16 protein-coding genes are annotated in these 21,532 nt (G+C 72.5%); 12 read left to right on the forward strand and 4 right to left on the reverse strand.

Annotation, left to right across the window (positions count from 1 at the left end; genetic code table 11):
* Positions 1–209: 209 nt before the first annotated feature.
* The 6 genes from ACSUPR_RS21775 (at position 210) to ACSUPR_RS21800 (ending at position 10,794) form a co-directional block, all read left to right on the forward strand.
* Complete coding sequence (locus ACSUPR_RS21775; protein WP_436886558.1) at positions 210–1,484, forward strand: glycosyltransferase family 4 protein; 1,275 nt, start codon at positions 210–212, stop codon at positions 1,482–1,484.
* Positions 1,481–5,914: an alpha-(1->3)-arabinofuranosyltransferase gene (locus ACSUPR_RS21780; protein WP_436886559.1), complete on the forward strand. Its 4,434-nt coding sequence runs from the start codon at positions 1,481–1,483 to the stop codon at positions 5,912–5,914. The genes ACSUPR_RS21775 and ACSUPR_RS21780 overlap by 4 nt, the downstream gene beginning before the upstream one ends.
* On the forward strand, positions 5,911–6,957 hold the full coding sequence (locus ACSUPR_RS21785; protein WP_436886560.1) for a DUF3068 domain-containing protein: 1,047 nt from the start codon (positions 5,911–5,913) through the stop codon (positions 6,955–6,957). The genes ACSUPR_RS21780 and ACSUPR_RS21785 overlap by 4 nt, the downstream gene beginning before the upstream one ends.
* 10 nt (positions 6,958–6,967) lie before the next feature.
* Complete coding sequence (locus tag ACSUPR_RS21790; RefSeq protein WP_436886561.1) at positions 6,968–7,819, forward strand: SOS response-associated peptidase; 852 nt, start codon at positions 6,968–6,970, stop codon at positions 7,817–7,819.
* A gap of 242 nt (positions 7,820–8,061) precedes the next feature.
* On the forward strand, positions 8,062–9,747 hold the full coding sequence (gene thiC / locus ACSUPR_RS21795) for a phosphomethylpyrimidine synthase ThiC (RefSeq protein ID WP_436886562.1): 1,686 nt from the start codon (positions 8,062–8,064) through the stop codon (positions 9,745–9,747).
* Positions 9,748–10,257: 510 nt separating this feature from the next.
* Positions 10,258–10,794, forward strand: coding sequence for a hypothetical protein (locus tag ACSUPR_RS21800; protein ID WP_436886563.1), 537 nt, complete (start codon positions 10,258–10,260; stop codon positions 10,792–10,794).
* A 58-nt stretch (positions 10,795–10,852) separates the two neighbouring features.
* On the opposite strand, the gene ACSUPR_RS21805 is transcribed toward ACSUPR_RS21800, so the two are convergent.
* On the reverse strand, positions 10,853–11,674 hold the full coding sequence (locus tag ACSUPR_RS21805; RefSeq protein ID WP_436886564.1) for a class I SAM-dependent methyltransferase: 822 nt from the start codon (positions 11,672–11,674) through the stop codon (positions 10,853–10,855).
* Between the two features lie 353 nt (positions 11,675–12,027).
* Between ACSUPR_RS21805 and ACSUPR_RS21810 the strand changes: the two genes are divergently transcribed.
* The 4 genes from ACSUPR_RS21810 to ACSUPR_RS21825 all read left to right on the forward strand — a co-directional run bounded on the left by ACSUPR_RS21810 (position 12,028) and on the right by ACSUPR_RS21825 (position 16,569).
* A complete protein-coding gene (locus ACSUPR_RS21810) occupies positions 12,028–12,693 on the forward strand; it encodes a sigma-70 family RNA polymerase sigma factor (protein ID WP_436886565.1) in 666 nt (221 codons plus the stop codon).
* Positions 12,690–12,989 (forward strand): mycothiol system anti-sigma-R factor, encoded by a 300-nt coding sequence (gene rsrA, locus ACSUPR_RS21815; RefSeq protein ID WP_436886566.1) that lies wholly within the window; start codon positions 12,690–12,692, stop codon positions 12,987–12,989. The genes ACSUPR_RS21810 and rsrA overlap by 4 nt, the downstream gene beginning before the upstream one ends.
* 845 nt (positions 12,990–13,834) lie before the next feature.
* Positions 13,835–15,241: an HD-GYP domain-containing protein gene (locus tag ACSUPR_RS21820; protein WP_436892094.1), complete on the forward strand. Its 1,407-nt coding sequence runs from the start codon at positions 13,835–13,837 to the stop codon at positions 15,239–15,241.
* Complete coding sequence (locus tag ACSUPR_RS21825) at positions 15,241–16,569, forward strand: HD-GYP domain-containing protein (RefSeq protein WP_436886567.1); 1,329 nt, start codon at positions 15,241–15,243, stop codon at positions 16,567–16,569. Before ACSUPR_RS21820 ends, ACSUPR_RS21825 begins: the two co-directional genes overlap by 1 nt.
* A 249-nt stretch (positions 16,570–16,818) precedes the next feature.
* On the opposite strand, the gene ACSUPR_RS21830 is transcribed toward ACSUPR_RS21825, so the two are convergent.
* Positions 16,819–17,559, reverse strand: coding sequence for a GntR family transcriptional regulator (locus tag ACSUPR_RS21830; protein ID WP_436886568.1), 741 nt, complete (start codon positions 17,557–17,559; stop codon positions 16,819–16,821).
* Positions 17,560–17,656: 97 nt separating this feature from the next.
* Between ACSUPR_RS21830 and ACSUPR_RS21835 the strand changes: the two genes are divergently transcribed.
* On the forward strand, positions 17,657–19,207 hold the full coding sequence (locus ACSUPR_RS21835) for a sensor histidine kinase (RefSeq protein WP_436886569.1): 1,551 nt from the start codon (positions 17,657–17,659) through the stop codon (positions 19,205–19,207).
* Positions 19,208–19,505: 298 nt separating this feature from the next.
* Here the strand turns inward: ACSUPR_RS21835 and ACSUPR_RS21840 are convergent, their stop codons facing one another.
* On the reverse strand, positions 19,506–19,763 hold the full coding sequence (locus ACSUPR_RS21840; RefSeq protein WP_436886570.1) for a WhiB family transcriptional regulator: 258 nt from the start codon (positions 19,761–19,763) through the stop codon (positions 19,506–19,508).
* Positions 19,764–20,038: 275 nt separating this feature from the next.
* Positions 20,039–20,971, reverse strand: a complete 933-nt coding sequence (locus tag ACSUPR_RS21845) for a diacylglycerol/lipid kinase family protein (RefSeq protein ID WP_436886571.1) — start codon at positions 20,969–20,971, stop codon at positions 20,039–20,041.
* A gap of 146 nt (positions 20,972–21,117) precedes the next feature.
* Between ACSUPR_RS21845 and ACSUPR_RS21850 the strand changes: the two genes are divergently transcribed.
* Complete coding sequence (locus ACSUPR_RS21850) at positions 21,118–21,531, forward strand: hypothetical protein (RefSeq protein ID WP_436886572.1); 414 nt, start codon at positions 21,118–21,120, stop codon at positions 21,529–21,531.
* Position 21,532: the final 1 nt, after the last annotated feature.

Raw genomic sequence — 21,532 nt, forward strand, 5'->3', positions numbered from 1 at the left:
CGGGCGCCTCGCCCCCAGCGGGGCGCCCATCCGTCCCCCTCGTCCCGGCGGTCCCCTGTCCCGACCGCCCCCATCCCCACAGGCGTCCGGTCGATGGGTCCGCTCGGCGTGCGCACCGCTCTTCCCGCGCACCACTTCTCTCCGTGTTCATTCGATCGCGAAGGGTTTCGAGCGCGCCGGGTCCCGGACACCCCGCGGAAGGAGAGCGCGTGGTCTTCCCCGAGGTCCACCACCGAGACCTGCCCACGGTCACCGCGAACCCCGCCCCGGCCCCGGCGGCCCCCGAGAGCGACCCCGGCCCCCGGCTCGACGGTGTCCGCCTGGTCATGATCAACTGGCGCGACCCCTGGCAGAGCGCGGCCGGCGGCGCCGAGGAGTACGCCTGGCGGATCAGCCGCCACCTGGCCGAGCGCGGTGCCATCGTCACCTTCCTCACCAGCCGCGAGCCCCACCAGGCCCGGGTGGAGACCAGGGACGGGATCGTCATCCGCCGCATGGGCGGCCGGTTCACCGTCTACCCGCGGGTCATGGCCTGGCTCGCCCTGTGGCGCCGCGAGTACCGGCTCGCCTTCGACTGCATGAACGGGATCCCCTTCCTGTCGCGCCTGGTCCTGCGCCGCCGGACCAGGGTCGTCAGCATCGTCCACCACGTCCACGACCTCCAGTTCAACGCCTACTTCTCGGCGCCGCTGGCGTGGTTCGGCCGGTTCGTCGAGTCCACCGTGGCCTCGTGGGTCTACCGCGACTGCACCACCGTCACGGTCTCGGAGTCCTCCCGCCGGGCCCTGCGCGAGAAGCTCGGCTGGCGCGCCCCGATCGAGATCATCCACAACGGCGGCGTCCAGGGGCCCCTCAAGCCGCTGGACGACGCCCCCGACGACCTCGGCGACCCGGCCATCGTCAGCCTGGGCCGCCTGGTGGTGCAGAAGCGCGTCTCCAAGGTCGCCGACCTGGCCCGCGCCCTGGAGGGCGAGCACCCCCGGCTGCGGGTCCACATCATCGGCCGCGGCCCCGAGGGGGAGCACCTGGCCGAGCAGATCTCCCGGGACGGCACCGCCGACCGGGTCCGCCTCCACGGCTTCCTGCCGGAGGAGGACAAGAACAGCGTCCTGGCCTCCTGCCACCTGCACGTCACCGCCTCCGAGTTCGAGGGGTGGGGCCTGACCGTCATCGAGGCCGCCCGCCTGGGCGTGCCCACCGTGGCCTACGATGTGGACGGACTCCGCGATTCGGTCCGCGACGGCGAAACCGGGTGGCTGGTGCGCGAGGGCGAGGAACTGGCCGACGTCGTCTCCCGGGCGCTGAAGGAGCTCTCCGACCCCCGGCGCAGAGCCGCCGTCCGCCGCGCCTGCCGGGCCTGGGCCGACCGCTTCACCTGGGAGGCCAGCGGCGCGGAGATGACCCGCCTGGTCGCCCGCGAACTCGATCTCCCCGGTGGCGCGGACGTCCCGGACACGACGTCAGGCAGGAAAACAGAGAAGTGACTTCGGCGGAATCCACCGCCAGGCGCGAACCGGAGGATTCCAGGACACCGTCCCCCGTCACCGGGGGAGTGGACGAGAAGCTGCTGCGGCGGCTCAAGGTCCTCGCGGTGTGCCTTCTCCTGGGCGCGCTGGCGGCCAGCATCGACCCCGGTCGGATCGTCAGCGACACCAAGCTGGACCTGACGGCCAACCCCCTGGGGTTCATGGAGCGCGCCCTGCACCTGTGGGACGCCTCCTACTTCGGCCAGATCCAGAACCAGGCGTACGGGTACTTCTTCCCCAACGCGCCCTTCCACCTGCTGCTGGACCTGCTCGGCATGCCCGACTGGCTCATCCAGCGGTCGTGGATGGCGGTGCTGCTCGTCGCCGCGTTCGTGGGTGTGTACAAGGTGGCCGGAGCGCTGGGCATCGGCACCGTCAACACCCGCATCCTGGCCGGGGTCGCCTACGCGCTGGCGCCGCGGGTGCTGACGCTGCTGTCGTACAACTCGGCCGAACTCCAGCCGATGCTGCTCCTGCCCTGGGTGCTGCTGCCGCTGGTCCTGGGCGCCCGGCACGGGTACCCCCCGGCCCGGATGGCACTGCTGTCGGGGGCGGCGTTCCTGCTGTGCGGGGGCACCAACGCCGCCTCGGAGCTGGCCGTCCTCATCGTCCCCGGGCTGTACCTGCTCACCCGGAGGCGGGGACCGCGCAAGCGTCGGCTCATCTTCTGGTGGTCGGTGGCGCTGTTCGCCGCCACGTTCTGGTACATCGTGCCGCTGCTGCTCATGTCGCGGTACGTGTACTCGTTCATGCCCTACACCGAGGACGCCGCCGTCACCACCGGCATCACCTCGCTGCTCAACGCGCTGCGCGGCACCTCGAACTGGATGGGCTTCCTGCCGGACCAGGGCAACACGGCGCTGCCCTCGGGCGCGGCCCTGTCGCTCACCCCCTGGCTGATCGCGGTGACCGCGCTGGTCGCCGGGCTGGGCCTGGCCGGGCTCATCAACCGGCGCACCCCCGAGCGGCTCTTCCTCGTCACCAGTCTGCTCACCGGAACGGCGATCGTCGTCGCGGGCTTCACCGGCGACCTCACCGGCCCCTTCGCCGGGACCATGCGCGAACTCCTCGACGGCGTGCTGGCCCCGTTCCGCAACGTCCACAAGTTCGACGCGCTCATCCGGCTGCCGCTCGTCCTGGGCCTGGCCCACCTGCCCGTGGTGGTCGCCCGCGACCGGGCCGACCGGCGCGGCGAGCCCGTCTCGGGGCGGGTGCGGCGCACCGTGGCCGGAGTGTGCGCGACCGCGTTCCTGGTCACCCTCGTCCCCATCGCCACCGTCGGGGTGGCCCCTGCGGGCGGTTTCACGGCCCTGCCCGATCACTGGCACGAGGCCGCCGACTGGCTCAACGAGCGCTCCGACGAACGCGGCATGACGATGGCGCTGCCCGGTTCGGCGCGCGGCGAGTACGAGTGGGGCCGCCCCCTGGACGAACCCCTGCAACCGCTGCTCGAGGGCGCCTGGACCAACCACCAGATCATCCCGTGGGGGTCGGCGGGCGTCTCCCGGCTCACCCACGAGATCGACCAGCGGGTGTCCTCCGGGCGCGGATCGGAGGGGCTCGCCGACACCCTGGCCCGGATGGGCGTCACCCACCTGCTGGTCCGCAACGACCTCCAGCGGGTGGGCAACCACGGCGGCTGGCCCGCCCGCGTGCACCAGGCCCTGAACTCCTCGCCCGGCATCGTCCCGGTCGCCGAGTTCGGGCCGTCCCTGGGCTCCCTGGACCACCGGTCCGCCTCGCAGTGGTTCGACCAGCCCTATCCGGCGCTGACGATCTACGAGGTGGAGGACGCCGCCCCGACCGTGGGCGTGGTGCCCGCCGACGAGGCCGTCCGCGTCACCGGCGGCCCGGAGTCGCTGCTGTACCTGGCCGAGCAGGGGCTGATCACCGACGACCGGCCGGTGCTGCTGGGCGACGACCCCGGCGCCGACCGGGTGTCCGCGCAGGACACCATCGTCACCGACACCGCACGCCGCCGCGAGGTCGTCTACCCCGACGTGCGCCGCAACGTGTCCGCCACCCTCACCGAGGACGAGGAACTCGAACGCGACGTGCCCGCCCCGGACATCACCGACCCGGCCTGGGAGGGCTACACCGCCCACGCCGAGGACATCGGGATCGCCTCGGTGCGCGCCTCCTCCTCCGAGGCGGGGGCCGGCGCCCGCGCCGCCGACCGCGACCCCGGGCACGGGCCGCAGGCCGCACTCGACGACGACCTCACCACCTCGTGGCGGTCCAGCGCCTTCACCGGGGCCCTGGGCGAGTGGATCGAGGTGGAGTTCACCGAGCCGCAGGACCTCACCGGGCTGACGGTCGCGTTCGAGCAGTTCGCCGACGACCCGCCGCCCTCCAGGATCAGCGTCGTCACCGACACCGGAGAGGTGGACGCGCCCGTCGCCCAGACGGGCGACCCGCAGGAGGTGATGGTCCCGCCCGGGGCCACCACCACCCTGCGGCTGCGGGTGGAGGAGCTCGCCTGGGAGCCCGAGTACCGGTTCGGCACCCGGGTGGGCGTCACCTCCATCTCCGTGCCCGGCCTGGAGCCCGCCCGCACCCTGCGCGTGCCCGGACCGGCCGACGCCGGGACCCTGCTGTTCACCGGGTCCACCGGCACCGCCCCCGGGTGCATGGAGGGCTCCCACGTGTGGGTGTGCAACAGCGGCCTCCAGGTGCAGGGCGAGGACGCCAGGCGCCTGGACCGCACCTTCGAGCTGTCGGCGGACGCCGCCGCGGCGCCGCACTCGGTGTCCGGCGAGGTCGTCCTGACCGACCCGCGCGAGGCCGAGAACGCGGCCAACCGCGCCGGGACGCACCCGTACGTCAGCGCCTCCTCCACCGCCGTGCAGCACCCGGCGGCGATGGGCCGCGGAGCCCTGGACGACGACGAGAGCACCGTCTGGTACCCCGACCCGGAGGAGAAGCGCCCCTGGCTCGACGTCGAGCTGGGCCGACCGGCCGAGATCGGCCACCTCTCGGTGGACTTCCCGCGCGCCGACAGCGTGCTGCGCCCCATCAAGGTCACGGTCGAGGGCGGCGGCACCGTCCGCGAGGGGTGGCTGGACGGCAGCGGCCGGGTCGACTTCGCCCCGTTCACCGCCGACGCTCTGCGGATCACGTTCGAACGCCCCGAGGGCCAGGTCCTGGAGATCGGCACCATCTCCCTGCCGGGTGTGGAAGCGGTGGACCCGCTCCCCGACGGCGACGCCTCCACCGCCTGCGGCCTGGGCCCGACCCTGCGGGTCAACGGGCAGCGCGTGGAGACGCGGATCAGCGAGGGCACCCTCGCCGACCAGCTCACGGGGCGGCCGCTGCGCTACGAGAGCTGCACCGGCCTGGACCTGGTGGCGGGCGAGAACCGCATCGTCGTCGACCCCGGCAACAGGTACGAGGTCCGCTCCGCCGTGGTGGGCTCGGGGGAGCCGGCCGCCGAGCGCCCCGAGGTCTCCCTGACCGCCCCCGCCGCCGTGCACGAGTGGGGGCCGGGGACGCGCCGCTTCGACGTGGAGGCCGTCGGCACCGACTCCTTCCTCGTCGTCAACGAGAACCACAACGAGGGCTGGGAGGCCCGCCTGGAGGGCGGGGAGGTCCTGGAGCCGGTCCGCCTGGAGGGGTGGAAGCAGGGCTGGCTGCTGCCCGCGGGCAGCGCGGGCACGGTCACCCTGGTCTACACCCCCGACACCGCCTACCACCGGGCCCTGGTCGCGGGCGGTGTCCTGGCCGCCCTGCTGGTGGTCGCGGCCCTGTGGCCGCGCGGACTGCTGCCCGGCGGGCGCGCCGCCGCCGCGGGCCCCCCGCGCGGGGCGCGCGCCCTGCCCGCTGCGGACGCGGCCTGGCCGTCGCGGTGGCTCGTGCTGCCGCTGGGCCTGGCGTACGGCGTGTGGGTCTCGGGGTGGGCCGGCGCCGCCCTGGTCGGCGTCATCCTGCTGTGCATGTGGTGGCTGGGCCGCCGCGCGCCCGCCAGGCTCCGGCACGCCAAGCCGGGGACCCCGTCCATGGGCGGGCGGACCCTGCCCCGCCTGGCCGGGCCGTGGCCGGTGGCGCTGTCCCTGGGCCTGGCCGGGCTGTCGATGGCGGCGGGCACCTATATGGCGGTCCACATGCCGTTCCACGACGTCACCGACCTGGTGGGCCAGCCCCTGCGCGGCTGGGTCGCCCAGCTGCTGTGCCTGCCCGCGCTGGCCCGGCTCGTGCTGGCGCTGGGCCAGCACCCCGACCCGGACCGCGCCGACGCCCACCCCCCGTCGGTGCTCGCGCCGGGGGCCGCGCGGCGGGAGGAGGCGCCGGAGCGGACCGCCGCACCGGAGGCCGCGGCGGGGAGCGGGAACGGCACCGGCCCGGCGGCCGACGGCCCCCGGGAGAGCGACCACGAGGAGGCGCGCACATGAGCGCTGACGACACCGCGGGGCGGCGCCCCCTGCCGCGGGGCACCCTCCCGGCCGCGGTCGGCGCCTTCCTGCTGACCCTGGCCGCGATGCTGCCGCTGTACGTGTACGACCGGGTGGCGGTGCTGCCCGCCCAGGGCCGGTTCGAGGTGACGATGGTCGCCGACGGCGCCGGGTACCTGGACACCTCCCGGTGGGAGTGGGTGGAGGGGGTGCGGATCGTCCGCAACACCTCCGTCAACGCCCAGGCCCACGGCCCGGACTGGTCCGCCTGGGAGATGTCGGTGGACACCGTCGCCGAGGGCGCGATGATCGACCACTGGAGCCGCCGCGTCATCGTCGACCGGGGCACCGGCCGCGCCGTCAACTGCTGCGGCGAGCACGTCAACGGCGACCGGGCGGTCCGCCAGGCCGGGCTGGTGTTCTCCTGGCCCCCCGGGGTGGGGGAGGCCGACCACCCCTTCTACGACGCCGAGATGCGGGCCGCACCGGTCATGGAGTTCCAGGGTGTGGACGAGGTCGCCGGTCTGGCCGTGCGCCGCTACGACCAGCAGATCTCCGCGACCCAGGTCCCGGAGTCCGCCCGCGAGGTCCCGGCGTGGCTGTTCACCCCCGGTGCGGAGGGCACGGTCACCGCGACCCGCTGGCTGCAGGTGGTGCGCACCTACTGGGTGGAGCCGGTGTCCGGCACCGTCATCAACACCCACGAGACGCGGCTGGAGACGCTGCGCCCGCAGAACGCCTCCGGCGAGGTGCGCCTGCTGTACGCCGAGCTGGGCCTGCGCGAGAACCAGATCGCGGGCCGCGCCGAGCAGGCCCGGGTGCGCTCGCTGCTGCTGCGCGCCCTGGACTCGTGGGGGCCCTGGGCCCTGGGCCCGGTCGGGGCCCTGCTGCTGGTCGCCGGGGGAGTGCTCGCGCTGCGCGACCGCTCCCGGGGCGGCGACCGGACCGGTCCCCCCGGAGCGGAGGGGCCCGACGGTGCGGAAGGGGCGCGAGCGCCCGCGAATCCGGGCGCCACGGGTGGGGAGCGGGTGCCCTCGGCGTAGGATCGGACGCATGTGCGGTCGTTATGCCCAGTCCAGGAACGTGCAGCAGCTCAGCTTCGACTTCGGCCTGCCGGAGGAGGCCCTGCCCGCCGACGACGTGGACACCCGCGCCTGGCCCCCGCTGGAGGAGCTGGAGGCGGACTACAACATCTCGCCCGGCCGACCGGTGTACGCCGTGCTCGGACCGCCCGGGTCCGACGGCGGCGAGCCCGGTCCGCGCTCCCTGCACACCCTGCGCTGGGGTCTCATCCCCTCCTGGGCCAAGGACCGCAACATCGGCTACCGGATGATCAACGCGCGCAGCGAGACCGTGGCCGACAAGCCGGCGTTCCGCACGGCGTTCCGGCGCCGCCGCTGCCTGCTGCCCGCCGACGCCTACTACGAGTGGCAGCTCGTCGGCAGGGACGGCACCGTGCAGGCCAGCACCTCCCCCGCCACCGACCCCGACCACAAGAAGCGCAAGGCCAAGGCGGACAAGAAGCCCTACTCCATCCACTACCCCGGCGGTGAGGAGCCGCTGGCGATGGCCGGGATCTTCGAGCGCTGGCGCGACCCCGAGGCCCCCGAGGACGACCCGGCGGCCTGGGTGTGGAGCTGCGCCGTGATCACCACCGAGGCCGCCCCCGCGCTCGCGCACATCCACGAGCGGATGCCCGTCATCGTGCCCCGGCGGGACTGGGCGGCGTGGCTCGACCCGGGTACCGGCCCCGACGAGCTGATGCACATCATGGCCGACACCCCCGCGGACCGGTTCGCCGTGGACGAGGTGTCCACCGACGTCAACAGCATCAAGAACAACCGCCCCGACCTGCTCACCCCGCTGGCCGCCGGGGGCGGCGGGGAGCCGGACACCCTGTTCTGAGACCCCCGCCCGGGGCCCGTGTCCCGGGTCCGGGCCGCTTCCCCCCTGGACGGGACCGGGGTGCCCCTGTGTACAGTGTCCGGGGCCGCCCGTTCGCGGGCGCGCCCGGGCACGGTCCCCCCGTGTCCCACAATCGGATATCGCAACGCGGGAGCTCGCGCCATGGCGGGCTGAGAGGGCGACTCACCGGTGTCGCCGACCGCAGAACCTGTTCGGGTAATTCCGACGTAGGGAGGCATGCCATGACGGCTACCGAGAGCCGTGACACCGGTCCCACCACCGGGGAGCACCGGGTGACCATTGGTCCCATCATGGGATCATCCAAGGTCTACCGGGAGATCGACACCCCCGAGGGCCTCACCCTCAGGATCCCCCGGCGCCGGGTGGGACTCACCGACGGCGGCCACTTCGACCTGTACGACACCTCCGGCCCCTACACCGACGACACCGCCCGCATCGACGTCCGCGCGGGGCTCCCCCGGACCCGGCAGCCCTGGATCGACGCCCGCACCCCCGTCAACGGCGCGGACACCCAGCTCGCCCACGCCAGGGCCGGGACCATCACCCCCGAGATGAGGTTCGTCGCCGAGCGCGAGGGCCTGGACCCCGAGTTCGTCCGCTCCGAGGTGGCCGTGGGCCGGGCGGTCATCCCCGCCAACCGCCGCCACCCCGAGTCCGAGCCGATGATCATCGGCAAGAACTTCCTGGTCAAGATCAACGCCAACATCGGCAACTCGGCCGTCACCTCCTCGGTGGAGGAGGAGGTCGAGAAGATGGTGTGGGCCACCCGCTGGGGCGCCGACACGATCATGGACCTGTCCACCGGCAGGCGCATCCACGAGACCCGCGAACGCATCCTGCGCAACTCGCCGGTCCCGGTCGGCACCGTCCCCATCTACCAGGCGCTGGAGAAGGTGAACGGCGACCCCGCCGAGCTCTCCTGGGAGATCTACCGCGACACGGTGATCGAGCAGTGCGAACAGGGTGTGGACTACATGACCGTGCACGCGGGCGTGCTGCTGCGGTACGTGCCGCTCACCGCCCGCCGGGTCACGGGCATCGTCTCGCGCGGCGGCTCCATCATGGCCGCCTGGTGCCTGGCCCACCACCGGGAGAGCTTCCTGTACACCCACTTCGAGGAGCTGTGCGAGATCCTCCGGGAGTACGACGTCACGTTCTCGCTCGGCGACGGGCTGCGGCCCGGCTCCATCGCCGACGCCAACGACGAGGCCCAGTTCGCGGAGCTGCGGACGCTGGGCGAGCTCACCCACATCGCCCGGTCCCACGACGTGCAGGTGATGATCGAGGGCCCCGGGCACGTGCCCATGCACAAGATCGCGGAGAACGTGCGCCTGGAGGAGGAGCTGTGCGGCGAGGCGCCGTTCTACACGCTCGGTCCCCTGGCCACCGACATCGCCCCCGGGTACGACCACATCACCTCGGCGATCGGCGCCGCCCAGATCGGCTGGCACGGCACCGCGATGCTCTGCTACGTCACCCCCAAGGAGCACCTGGGCCTGCCGGACCGCGACGACGTCAAGACCGGCGTGATCACCTACAAGCTCGCCGCCCACGCCGCCGACCTGGCAAAGGGGCACCCGCGGGCGCAGGAGTGGGACGACGCCCTGTCCCGGGCCCGGTTCGAGTTCCGGTGGAAGGACCAGTTCCACCTGTCGCTGGACCCCGAGACGGCCACGGCCTACCACGATGAGACGCTGCCCGCCGAACCGGCCAAGACCGCGCACTTCTGCTCCATGTGCGGGCCCAAGTTCTGCTCGATGAAGATCACGCAGGACGTCCGCCGCTACGCGGCGGAGAACGGCCTGGACACGGTCGAGGCCATCCAGCGGGGGATGGCGGCCAAGTCCGCCGAGTTCGGGGAGCAGGGCGGGCGGGTCTACCTCCCGCTCACCGAACGCACCGACTGACCCCGGGCGACCCGGGCGTCCACGCGGAGTCCGCGGGTGGACCGGCGGTGTCGCCACCGCCGGTCCACCCGTGCCCGGTCCCGTGTATCCCGTTCGGTGCCGGCCACCACCGTGTTCCGCTGTCCGCCGACGCGGTGCCCGAGGCCCCGCCGCCGACCCGGGGGCCCGGCAGGGCCCGCATCCGGCCGGGGAGGTCCCCCGGGCGCACCGCCTCCTCCGGCCCGCCCGGTCCAGGTATCCGACGACCCGGAAGGCACAGGGTGTACCAGGAGCGGTACGCCGGGAGCCGCCGCCCGGCCGCGGGCCGCCCCCGGGCACCGACGTGTCCGCCTTCGCCGGACTCCTCTCCGAGGTGGACCGCCACCGGTTCCCGGTCCGCCCCGACGACGGGCTCCACCTGGAGCGCATGCGCGACGCCGTCCGCCTGCTCATCGGCCCGCCCGCCGTCGAGGCCCGCGGCCGGCCGTGCGAGGCTGACCGTACGAGCCGCCCCCCGAACAGTGAGGCACCATGGACTTCCTCCTCCGCGACGCCACCATGACCACGGCCGTCCTCGGCTTCTTCGCGGCCGCCTGGTTCGGGTGGGCCCAGGAACGGCCGCCCGGGGGTCCGGCCACGCGGTGGCTCGGCGGCGGCTCCGCCCTGGGCGTACTGCTGGCCGTCGCCGGGGGCGTGCTGTCCTGGCTGCACTGGGACACCGGATCGGTGCTGGGCGAGGGGTCCGCGATGGCCCTGTACCTCATCGTCCTCGGGGTCGAGTTCGGCGCGGCCCTGCTCGGCGTGCTGGTGCTGCTCGCGATGGGCCGCAGCGAGTACCTCGCCCCGTGGGTCTGCCTGGTGGTGGGCGTGCACTTCTTCCCCATGGCGCCGATCCTGGAGAACCCGCTGCTGTACCCGCTGGGGGCGTGGCTGACCCTGTGGCCGTTCCTCGCCGTGCGCTGGGCGAACCGCCGGGACCTGGCCTACAGCTACACGACCGGTGCGGGTGCCGGCCCGGCGCTGCTGCTCTTCGCGCTCCCGGCCCTGGCCGCCGCGGCCGGCCTCTGAGCCCCTCCCGGTCCGGGCGCGGCGCCGCACCCGGACCGGCGGAGGGGGAGGGCCGGGGTCACCGGGGTTTGCGGGCCCCGGCGATGAGGTGGACGCCGACGTAGTCGTCGGACTCGGTGGCGCGCAGCTCCATCTCGACCAGCCGGCCCATCGAACGCGGGTCGCGGGCCAGCATCATCTCCACCGTGGACGCCGACAGCACCGTCCGCGGCTTGATCCACTCCAGTTCCAGGCCCGCCGCGGCGAGGGTGTCGGTGAGCTGCTCGGCGGTGAAGCAGCGGGTGATGGACCCGTCCGGCCAGGGCACCAGCAGCACGTCCGCACTGGGCGCATGGCTCAGCTCGGGCCAGCAGTCCTGCTCGGCGAGCAGGGCCATGCCCAGGACCACCGAGTCCACGCACAGCAGCACCCGCCCGCCCGGGCGCAGCACCCGGGCGATCTCGGCGACCGACTCCTCGGTGGCCAGCTGCCGGGACAGCATCCGGTTGTCGGCGATCACCCCGTCGAAGCTCTCGGGGGCCAGGAACCGCAGGAACGTCGAGTCCCCCACGATCTGGCGCAGCCGACCGCGGCGGGCCGGGCGGGGCACCACGGCGCGCCCGTTGACCAGGCGCAGCGGTCTGCGCACCGCCAGGTCCGGGGAGGGCAGCAGGGCGACCACGTCGTGGCCTGCGGCGACGGCCCGGGGGGTGCCCTGGTAGTCCGGGCTGGACAGGTCCAGCAGCCGGGAGGGGGCCTCCGGAAGCCAGCGGGCGATCTGAGCCTCGGCGACGGCCCAGTAGAACCGCCAGTAGTCGGAGAGCCGGTCGGGGGTGGCGAACTGGGCCGCCGGTGACCGGGGGCGGTCGGAGGCCGGAGTCGAGGACGGTCGCACGTGCACTCCTCTCCCATCCTTCAAATGGTCTTACCCGCACTCTGCCATGCCTCACCTCCCCGGACGCCTCCGATCGGCGAAGTTCGGAGGTGGAAGGGACCTTTGGCCCACGCCGGGACCGGAATCACCGGGGCACGGCGGTTGTTGTGACCGAACACCGCGACCGGGGAGGGCCCCGGTCCCACCGCCAGGGATTTTCCTAGGAGGAGCGCCAGACCATGCCGATCGCCGGTGCGTGCCTCGAACGCGAGGAGGCGTTGACCGCGCCACGTGGTGCCGATGTGCGGCTCCGCGCCGGGGAACCGTATCTTGGAGGTACGGATTTCCCAGCCGGGACCAGTGCGAGGAGGCCGACGGGCTTGGATCAGGGCCAGGAGACAGCCGAGGAGCGGGAAGAGCGCTTCGAGAGGGATGTGCTTCCCTTCCTCGACCAGCTCTATTCCGCGGCGCTGCGCATGACCCGCAACCCCGCCGACGCGGAGGATCTCGTCCAGGAGACCTTCGCCAAGGCGTTCGGTTCGTTTCACCAGTTCAAGGAGGGGACGAATCTCAAGGCGTGGCTGTACCGCATCCTCACCAACACCTTCATCAACTCTTACCGCAAGAAGCAGCGCGAGCCGAAGCAGGCCGGCACCGAGGACGTCGAGGACTGGCAGCTGGCGCAGGCCGCCTCGCACACCGCGGCGGGGCTGAAGTCCGCCGAGGCCGAGGCACTGGAGCACCTCCCCGACAGTGACGTCAAGCGCGCGCTGCAGGAGCTGCCCGAGGACTTCCGGATCGCGGTCTACCTCGCCGACGTCGAGGGCTTCGCCTACAAAGAGGTCGCCGAGATCATGGGCACGCCGATCGGGACGGTCATGTCCCGGCTGCACCGGGGTCGTCGCCAGTTGCGGTCCCTCCTGGAGGAGTACGCGGTCGACCGCGGTTTCCTCCCCGCGGTGCGCGCCACGGCCGGCGCGGCCGCCTCTGGAACGTCCGCGGGCGGGCGGGGTCAGGACGGGTCGGATCGAGGAGATCGGCAATGAGCGGCCAGGGTCGGGACGAGGACACCCCGTGCAGTGAGGTGCTCGACAAGCTCTACACGTACATCGACGGTGAGCTCGAAGAGAACAACTGCGTGCAGATCAGGCGGCACCTGGACGGGTGCGACCCCTGTCTGGAGGAGTACGGGCTGGACGAGGCGGTGAAGAAGATCGTCGCCAAACACTGCGGGGGCGACCCGGTCCCGCTGGACCTGCGGGACAAGGTGCTGGGCCGACTGGCCAGGGCCCGCGACGAGCAGGCTGCGCGTGAGGCGGCTGGGCCCGGATCGCCCGCCTGAGGCGTGGACGCGGTTCCCCCGCGGACCCGGTTCTTTTTTCGGAGGGCCGGAAATCCCGAGGCGGAAGCTGGAATTCCAGCTTCCGCCTTTTTGTCTTGTTGTAGGCTTTCCTGGGTTCTTGTCATATGGTGGGGCTTTGGTCTGGTTTTGTGGGGTTTCTCGGTAATGTCATTCGGGATTCCCCTGTGCCGTGGGGGTTTTGGTCATCGGACTTTCCGGGTGACGCCTTCGTCCTCTCCTACGACACGCCCGGCCCGGTGTGGTCGACGCGGCCCGTGATCGACTCGGAATGATTTTTCCTGCGGGGGCGAGGGGCGCCCGTATGCGGTCACTTTGTGTAGTCGAACCTGGTGGCCTTCGCCCGAGGTGCGCAGGTACGAGCGCTCGTTCGCCGGACTTCCGCGATCACGCCCACGAAGGGGATCGTCACTCACGGTAGTCAACCGACATTGCTAATTGAATTAGTAATTCCATACTCCGGAACTTCTTATCTTCTTCGGAGTCCGGGGGTGCGATGGTTCGGGTTGTGGGGAATCCGGGTGCCTTCCGGGCCCGTTAAACTGGACGCCATATCCAACGAATGGGGTAATTTACGCGGCGTGCCCGGGGAAAGACGGCGCGCCGTTCAGGGGAGAGGGGACGACCATGTTCATGGCTCTGCTTCACACCGCGGCCGCGGCGATCTTGGCTGCTTCCTCCTTCACCGGATGGTCCTGGTGGTAGAACAGAACCGGTGAAACCATGACAGTCCGGTCGTCGTTGGTGGGGGGTGAACGAAGGTGCGGGCTCTTCCCGGGGGCGCGCGTGTCTACGTCGGAATCATCGTTGTCAGTGCTGTCACCATCCTGCTCGTCGGGCCCCATGGGGGCATCGACCCGCAGACGCTGATCATCGTGGCGCTGCTGTTCGTGGTCGCCGAATCGATCAGTACGAGCGTCTCGGCGGGCGGCAAGGCGGGGATCTCACCGAGCTCGGCGGTCTCACTGGCCGCGGTCGTCCTCGTCGGCCCGGTCGGGGCGGCGGTGGTCGGTTTCGCCTCCTGCCTCGCGGTCCGCAGGCAGGCGCCGGTCAAACGGGCTTTCAACGGGGCGCAGTTCGCACTGGCGGCGTACGCGGCCGGACACGTCTATCTGCTGTGCGGCGGCGTGGTCGGAGAACTCGGCCGGGAGGACTTCCCGGCCGTGGTCCTCCCCTACGTCGCCGCGGTCCTGACCCACTCCGCCGTCAACTCCATGCTGGTCGGCCTCCTGCTGTGGACGCTCGGCCAGGTCCGCCCCCGCGGGCGCGGCAGGTTCAACTGGCGGCCCCTGGCGGCGGTCGAGCTGTCCTCGATGGGCTACCAGATGCTCGGCCTGGCCATCGCGGCGGTCTGGGGCGGCGTGGGCATCATCGCCCCGCTCCTGGTCCTGCTGCCGCTGTTCATCGCCCGGTGGGCGTTCGCGCAGCAGACCAACGAGACCCGGGCGCACGAGGCCACCCTGGCCACGCTCTGCCAGGCGGTGGAGACCAAGGACTACTACACGCGCGGCCACTGCATGCGCGTCGCCGAGGGCGCCGCCATGATCGCCCGCGAACTGGGCATGCCCGCCGAACGGGTGCAGAAGATCCGCTACGCGGGGATGCTGCACGACATCGGCAAGCTCGGAGTGCCCACCAAGGTGCTCCAGAAGACGGGCAAGCTCACCGACGAGGAGTACGCCGCGATCAAACTGCACCCCACCCGGGGCTACGAGATCGTCCGGGAGATCGGCTTCCTGGACGAGGCGCTGGCCGGCATCCGCCACCACCACGAGCGGCTGGACGGCCGCGGCTACCCGATGGGCCTGGTGGGGATGGAGATCCCCGAGTCCGCCCGCATCATCAGCGTCGCCGACGTCTTCGACTGCCTCACCTCCACGCGCTCCTACCGCAAGGCGTGGTCGGTGGAGGACGCGATCGCCGAACTGCGCGCCTGCGCGGGCACCCAGTTCGATCCGCGCATGGTCGAGGCCCTGGTCCGCGCGGTGGAGCGCGAGGGCTGGGAGACGCCCGACATCGCCGAGCCGCCGGGCGGGTGCTACGGCTCGAACGCGGCCGAGGCCGCCGACGGCGCCCGGGAGGACACCGAGCCCGCGGCCGGGCCCGATCCCGCGGCCGGGCCCGATCCCGCGGCCGTACCCGCCGAGGAGGGCGCGGTGCAGGTCTCCGCCGAGACCGCCGCCCCGACGACGGTGCTTCCCACGGGCACCGCGACGGGCGGTCGGGACCGGTGATGACGCAGCGGCAGACCGAAGGGCCGCCCCCGCGGCGGCCGATGGGCCCCGAGGGGGGCGCGCTCAGCCACCAGCGCCCGCGCGGGCCGATCTGGCGGACCTCCCGCCCGGCGCGCGCCCTGCTGGTGGCGGCGGTGGGCGCGGCCTCGCTGGCCTCCCTGCTGTGGACGTCGGCCACGGGGTTCGTCGAACCCTACGTGGCCCTCTCCTTCTGCCTGGTCATCGCGGTCGGCGAGCTGGTGCGGATCACACTGCCGGGCCACCGGGAGGTCGCACCGATCGCCTCCGCGGGGGCCGTCGGCTACGCCTTCCTGCTGAGCCTGGGGGAGGGGCCCTCGGCCCACTCGGCCTGGCAGGTACTGGCGGTCGTCGCCTGCGGTGTGGCGGTGGGGGAGCTGCCGCACGTCGCGGTGGGCCGCGCCCCCCGGGTGGAGGACGTCGCCCGCCGGGTGCTCTGCGTGGGGCTGCTGGCCGTCGTCTTCCGACCCCTCGCCGAACACCTGGAGCTGTCGGGGCCCTCGGTGACGGCGACCCTGCTCATGTTCACGCTGGTGCTGACCGTGTGGACCGTGGACGCCCTGCTGGCCGCCGTGCTGCGCGCCGAGCGGCTGCGCACCCGGCTGCGGGTCGCGGCCCGTGACGAGATGCGCGCCCAGTTCGCCTCGGGCATGGCCATCGGCTCCAGCGGTGTGCTCATCGCGCTGGCCTGCACCGTCACCGGCCTGGCCGGGCTGCTGGTGTTCAGCGCCCCGCTGCTGGTCGCCCAGGTGGCCTTCCGCAGGCACGCCGAGGTGCGGCGCACCTACCTGGAGACCGTGCGCGCGCTGTCGCGGGTCACCGAGGTCGGCGGATACGTCGAGAACGGGCACTCGCGCCGGGTCAGCCACCTGTCCCACCTGGTCGGCTGCGAGCTGGGCCTGGCCGAGGCGGACCTGCTGGAGCTGGAGTACGCGGCCCTGATGCACGACATCGGCCAGCTGTCGCTGCGCGAGCCCATCGCGGGCGGGGCGACCGTGCTGGCCTCCCCCCGCGAGCAGCGGCGCATCGCCGAACTGGGCGCGGGGATCATCCGGGAGACGGGGGTGCTGGACTCCGTCGCCGAGATGGTGCGCCGCCAGTGCGAGCCGGTCGGGGGGGACGGCGACAAGGGCGTGCCGCCGCTGGGCAGCCGGATCATCAAGGTGGCCAACGCCTTCGACGACCTGGTCGGGGAGAACGGCGATGCCGAGCGCCGGGATGCCGTGCTGGAACGGCTGCGGATGGACGCGGGCACCGAGTACGACCCCCGTGTGGTGGAGGCCCTGGCCACGGTCCTGGGCCGCGGGTAGCCGGCGGGGCCCGGGCGCGGTGCCGGGCCCCGTGCGGCGCGTCCGGCCGGGCCGGGGGGAGGCCCGCCGCTGGTGCGTGTTTTTTTGGACCTCGGCTCCGCTCCGGTCCGCGTTCGGCGCCCCCGGAGGGCGGGAACCCTCGGCCCCACGGGGACATCCCCGTTCCCGGGACATCCCCTCCGGGCCTGCAGAACCCCGCCGGCGCCTCACACACCCCCGCGGAACAGGACGGCACTCGAAAAACAGGCCCTAGTCCGTGGGGGGACGCAGGCGGGTGACGAACTTGTAGCGGTCGCCGCGGTACAGCGAGCGAACCCACTCCACCGGGTGGCCCTCCCGGTCGAAGCTGTGCTGGCAGTGCAGCACCAGCGGCAGGCCCACGTCCACCCCGAGCAGCCTGGCCTCGTTGGGGGTCGCCAGGACCGTCTCGATGGACGCCTCCGCCTCGGCCAGCGAGACGTCGTAGGCGCTCGCCAGCGCCTCGTACAGGGAGGCGTAGCGGTCCAGCTGGCGGCGCAGGCCGGGGAAGCGCCGGGCCGCCAGGTGCGCGGTCTCCACGGCCATCGGCTCGCCGTTGGCCAGCCGCAGCCGCTCGATGCGCAGCACCCGCCCGCCGGAGCGGATCGCCAGCAGCTCGGCGAGCTGGTCGTCGGCGTTGATGTAGCTCACGTCGAGGATGCGGGTGGCCGGGTGCAGCCCGTGCGAGCGCATCTCCTGGGTGTAGCTGGTGAGCTGGAGCACCTGGGCGACCTTGGGCTTGGCCACGAACGTGCCCTTGCCCTGGATGCGCAGCAGGCGCCCCTCCACGACCATCTCGGTGAGCGCCTGCCGGACCGTGGTCCGCGAGGTCCCGAACTGGGTGGCCAGGGAGCGCTCCGGCGGTACCGGGTTGCCCGCGGGCATCGCCTCGATCAGCTCCAGGAGCTGCTTCTTCACCTGGTAGTACTTCGGCACCCGGGGGTTGCCGTCCAGTGTGCCCTGCCCGGTCATCAGTCTCCTCCGCGTTCGACCGCGCCCGGAATTGGTGTGGACCACTGGTCGAGCGCGTACCTCTTGAGTATGCACGCCTTCATGGGATGATTTGTGAGTGCCTCACCTCAGTGATCTCATCAGGCGTCACACGTCTCTCAAGCAGGCCGACCTGGAGTGGATCCACTCCCTCGTCTCCGACTGGCAGCTGCTGGCCGACCTCTCCTTCGCAGACCTGGTGCTCTGGGTGCGGCTGCGCGAGGACGACGGCTGGGTGGCCGTCGCGCAGATGCGCCCCACCACGGGCCCCACGGCGTTCCAGGACGACCTGGTCGAGACCGTCCTCTACGACGATATGACGGACGTCACATCACGTACCGCCCCCCGGGTGGTGGGCCGACGGGCGCTCATCGACCGGGCCTGGCAGGAGGGCCGCATCTGCCGGGACGGCGACCCGGACTGGTCGGGCGGGGTGCCGGTGCGGGAGGAGACCATTCCGGTGCGCCGGCAGGGCAACCTCATCGCGGTCATCCAGCGCAGCACCAACCTCAGCTCGGCCCGCACCCCCAGCCGCCTGGAGCTGACCTACCTCCAGAGCGCGGGGGACCTGGCGCAGATGATCGCCGAGGGCGTCTTCCCGTTCATCGACCAGGGGCCGCTGATGGTGCGCTCGCCCCGGGTCGGGGACGGCCTGCTGCGCCTGGACCAGAACGGCGAGGTCGTCTACGCCAGCCCCAACGCCCTGTCGGCCTACCGGCGGCTGGGGCTCGCCGCCGACCTGGTGGGCGCCCGCCTGGACCGCATCACCCTGGAGCTGGCGGCGCCGGGGGAGGCCCGCGACGAGAACCTCACCTACACGGCGGGCGGCCGGGCGCCGCAGGAGGCCGAGGTGGAGGCGCGCGGCGTCACCGTGCAGCTGCGCGCGATCCCGCTCATCATCGACAAGGTGCGCATCGGCGCCCTGGTCATGGTCCGCGACGTCACCGAGCTGCGCCGCCGCGAGCGCGAGCTGATGACCAAGGACGCCACCATCCGGGAGATCCACCACCGGGTCAAGAACAACCTGCAGACGGTGGCGGCACTGCTCCGGCTCCAGGCGCGGCGGCTGGACGTGCCCGAGGCGCGGGCGGCGCTGGACGAGGCGGTCGGCCGGGTCGGGTCCATCGCGATCGTCCACGAGATGCTGTCGCACACCCCCGACGAGGTCGTGGACTTCGACGACATCGCCGACCGGGTCATCCAGATGGCGGCGGAGGTCTCCTCCACGTCCTCGGGCAACACCGTGGTGCCGCGCCGGGTGGGCGGGTTCGGCCTGCTCAACGCCCTGGTGGCGACGCCGCTGTCGATGGTGCTGGCGGAGCTGGTGCAGAACGCGGTGGAGCACGGCCTGGGGCAGGGGCCGGGGTCGATCGAGGTGCGGGTGCGCAGGTTCGAGGGCGGCCCCGGGTACACCGGGGCGGGCAGCCTGGAGCTGGCCGTCTCCGACGACGGCGGGGGCCTGCCGGAGGACTTCGACCTGGAGGGGACCACGAGCCTGGGTCTGCAGATCGTGCGGACCCTCATCGTGGGGGAGCTCGGGGGGACTCTGGCGATCGAACCCAAGGAGAGCGGCGGGACCGAGGTGGCGATCACCCTGCCGCTGGACCGGGAAGAGGCGTCACTGCCCTAGGGCCTTTTTCGAGTGCCGTCCTGTTCCGCGGGGGTGTGTGAGGCGCCGGCGGGGTTCTGGGGGCCCGGAGGGGGTGTCCGGGGAACGGGGACGTCCCCGTGGGGCCGAGGGTTCCCGCCCTCCGGGGGCGCCGAACGCGAACCGGAGCGGAGGTTCGAAGAACACGGCCTGGCCGGTCCGGGAAAGGGGGGAGGGGCGTCCCCGCTGCGCCGGGCGGGGACGTACGGGGCGGAGGCGGGCGGCCGCGACCAGCGGCCGCTCCCGGCCGTTGACCGGGGGGCGGTGCGGGTGCGCCGGGTCAGCCCCGTACCATCGAACGGTGGGAGATGCCGCGCCGCTTCTTGATCAGGCGGCGCTCGTCCTCGCTGGTGCCTCCCCAGACACCGCCGTCCTGGCCGCTCTCCAGCGCCCAGTTCAGGCAGGCGGAGCTGACGGGGCAGCGGTGGCACACGGCCTTGGCCTCTTCGATCTGCATCAGGGCCGGGCCGAAATTGCCGATGGGGAAGAAGAGTTCGGGGTCTTCGTCACGGCAGGCTGCTTCATGGCGCCAGTCCATGCGGTCCACTCCTCATGTCGAGGTCCGGGGGCTTGTGAAGATTTTCACGAACACTGCGCGGCGGGCGCCCGGTGGATGGGTCCCACCGGTGGGTCCGGGCCGCGGGTTCACCCCGCCGCCACATGGGAAACGCCCGAATTAACTCGCCCGTAACTCGCGGCGATATCTCGAGCGTGGCAGGCCTGAACCCGGCGTGCAAGAGCCCCCGGGGTCAAAGGTCCCGTATGGCATGTCGCATGCGTCACAGTGCCGATGAATGGCGACCGCACCGACAATTAACAGACGATTCGTAATGCCTTCGGTACGGAATGGAAGTTGACCTCTTCCCGCTCCCCGAGGTACTCGCCATCGATTTGGAACGCCCTCGGGTGGGACGACGTGATCCGCAGAGTCTCCTGATCGTGCCAGGTCAGATAGCCGTCGCCGTGCGCCGGAAGCCCTTTGGGGAAGAACATCTGGGAAAGGATCCAGCCGGTGAGCGCGTGCCCCGCCTGGGTCAGCGCGAAAGCGTCCAACCCCAGCTCGAAACGGGAGGCGGCGGTCGGCTGGAGCGGCAGGGCGCCCGCGTAAGTCCACGGCGTGGTGTTGGTGACGAGAGCGAAATAGACGTCGTTCACCCCGCCCTCGCGGGTCTGCACGCCCAGTGACGGATCGCGGATATCCCCGCCGAAGAACAGCTTGACCGCGACCTCCGCGTACAGCGCCGGGGTCGCCTTGCGCCCGTTCGCCCGCTCGTGCTCCACCCGCTGGACCACGTCCGCGTCCCAGCCGAACCCGGCACAGAACGTGAAGTAGCGGTCGTCCTGGTCGCTGGTGATCCGCCCCAGGTTGATCTCGCGCTCCCGGCCCGCCCGCAGCGCCTCCAGGATCGTCCCGGTGGCCTCCACCGGGTCGCCCGAGACCCCCAGGGCGCGGATGAAGACGTTGGCGCTGCCGCCGGGGATCACCGCGTAGCGGGGCCGTTTCAGCTCCGCGGGAGTGGCCAGCAGGCCGTTGACGACCTCGTTGACGGTGCCGTCGCCGCCCAGGCTCACCACCAGGTCGTACCCGTCGGCGGCCGCCTTGCGGGACAGCTCGACCGCGTGGTCGCGGTACTCGGTCTCGGCGACGGTGACGTCCAACTCCGACGCCAGGGCGCCCAGGATCACCTCGCGGGTCCGCGATGTGGTCGTGGTCGCCTGGGGGTTCACGATGAAAAGGGCGCGCACACGGCCAGTGTAGGCCCACGGGGGGCGGACCCGGGGTCGGCACCGCCCGAGGGGCGCCGAGCACGCCGGTGCGGGGGTGCTGCGGCCGGAGGCCGTCCGCCCGGGGTGGTGGGGGACGGCGGGCGATACGGGGATAGGCTCGGTGCGTGTCTTCCGAGGTCTCTCACCGCCCGTTCACCGTCGTCGTCGCGGCAGCGCTGGAAGCGCTGGTCGGGGCGGCCGCCGGCATCGGCGGGCTCTACAGCATGTTCACCGTGGTCACCGGGCGCACCGGCGAACTGGACAGCGCCCTGCCCCTCACCGTCATCGGACTGGGCGTGGCGGCGCTGCTGGTCTTCGTCGCCCAGGGCCTGTGGCGGCTCAGGGACTGGGCGCGCACGCCGGTCTTCGTCACGCAGCTCTTCCTCGGCGTGGTGGCGTACTACATGTTCACCAGCGGGCAGTACCTGATCGGCGGCGTGCTGGTGGCCGTGGCCGTGACCGCCTCCGCCGCGGTGCTCTCGCCTCCGACGACCGCGGCCCTGTTCCCCGATGACCCGGGAGAGAAGAAGGGCCGGTGAG

The sequence above is a fragment of the Nocardiopsis dassonvillei genome, from assembly GCF_964273065.1.
In the GTDB taxonomy this organism is placed as follows: domain Bacteria; phylum Actinomycetota; class Actinomycetes; order Streptosporangiales; family Streptosporangiaceae; genus Nocardiopsis; species Nocardiopsis dassonvillei_B.

Coding starts and splice junctions, on each gene's coding strand:
- ACSUPR_RS21785 (WP_436886560.1), top strand. CDS start 5,911: ATGAGCGCTGACGACACCGCGGGGCGGCGCCCCCTGCCGCGGGGCACC.
- ACSUPR_RS21790 (WP_436886561.1), top strand. CDS start 6,968: ATGTGCGGTCGTTATGCCCAGTCCAGGAACGTGCAGCAGCTCAGCTTC.
- thiC (WP_436886562.1), top strand. CDS start 8,062: ATGACGGCTACCGAGAGCCGTGACACCGGTCCCACCACCGGGGAGCAC.
- ACSUPR_RS21800 (WP_436886563.1), top strand. CDS start 10,258: ATGGACTTCCTCCTCCGCGACGCCACCATGACCACGGCCGTCCTCGGC.
- rsrA (WP_436886566.1), top strand. CDS start 12,690: ATGAGCGGCCAGGGTCGGGACGAGGACACCCCGTGCAGTGAGGTGCTC.
- ACSUPR_RS21825 (WP_436886567.1), top strand. CDS start 15,241: ATGACGCAGCGGCAGACCGAAGGGCCGCCCCCGCGGCGGCCGATGGGC.
- ACSUPR_RS21830 (WP_436886568.1), bottom strand. CDS start 17,559: ATGACCGGGCAGGGCACACTGGACGGCAACCCCCGGGTGCCGAAGTAC.
- ACSUPR_RS21840 (WP_436886570.1), bottom strand. CDS start 19,763: ATGGACTGGCGCCATGAAGCAGCCTGCCGTGACGAAGACCCCGAACTC.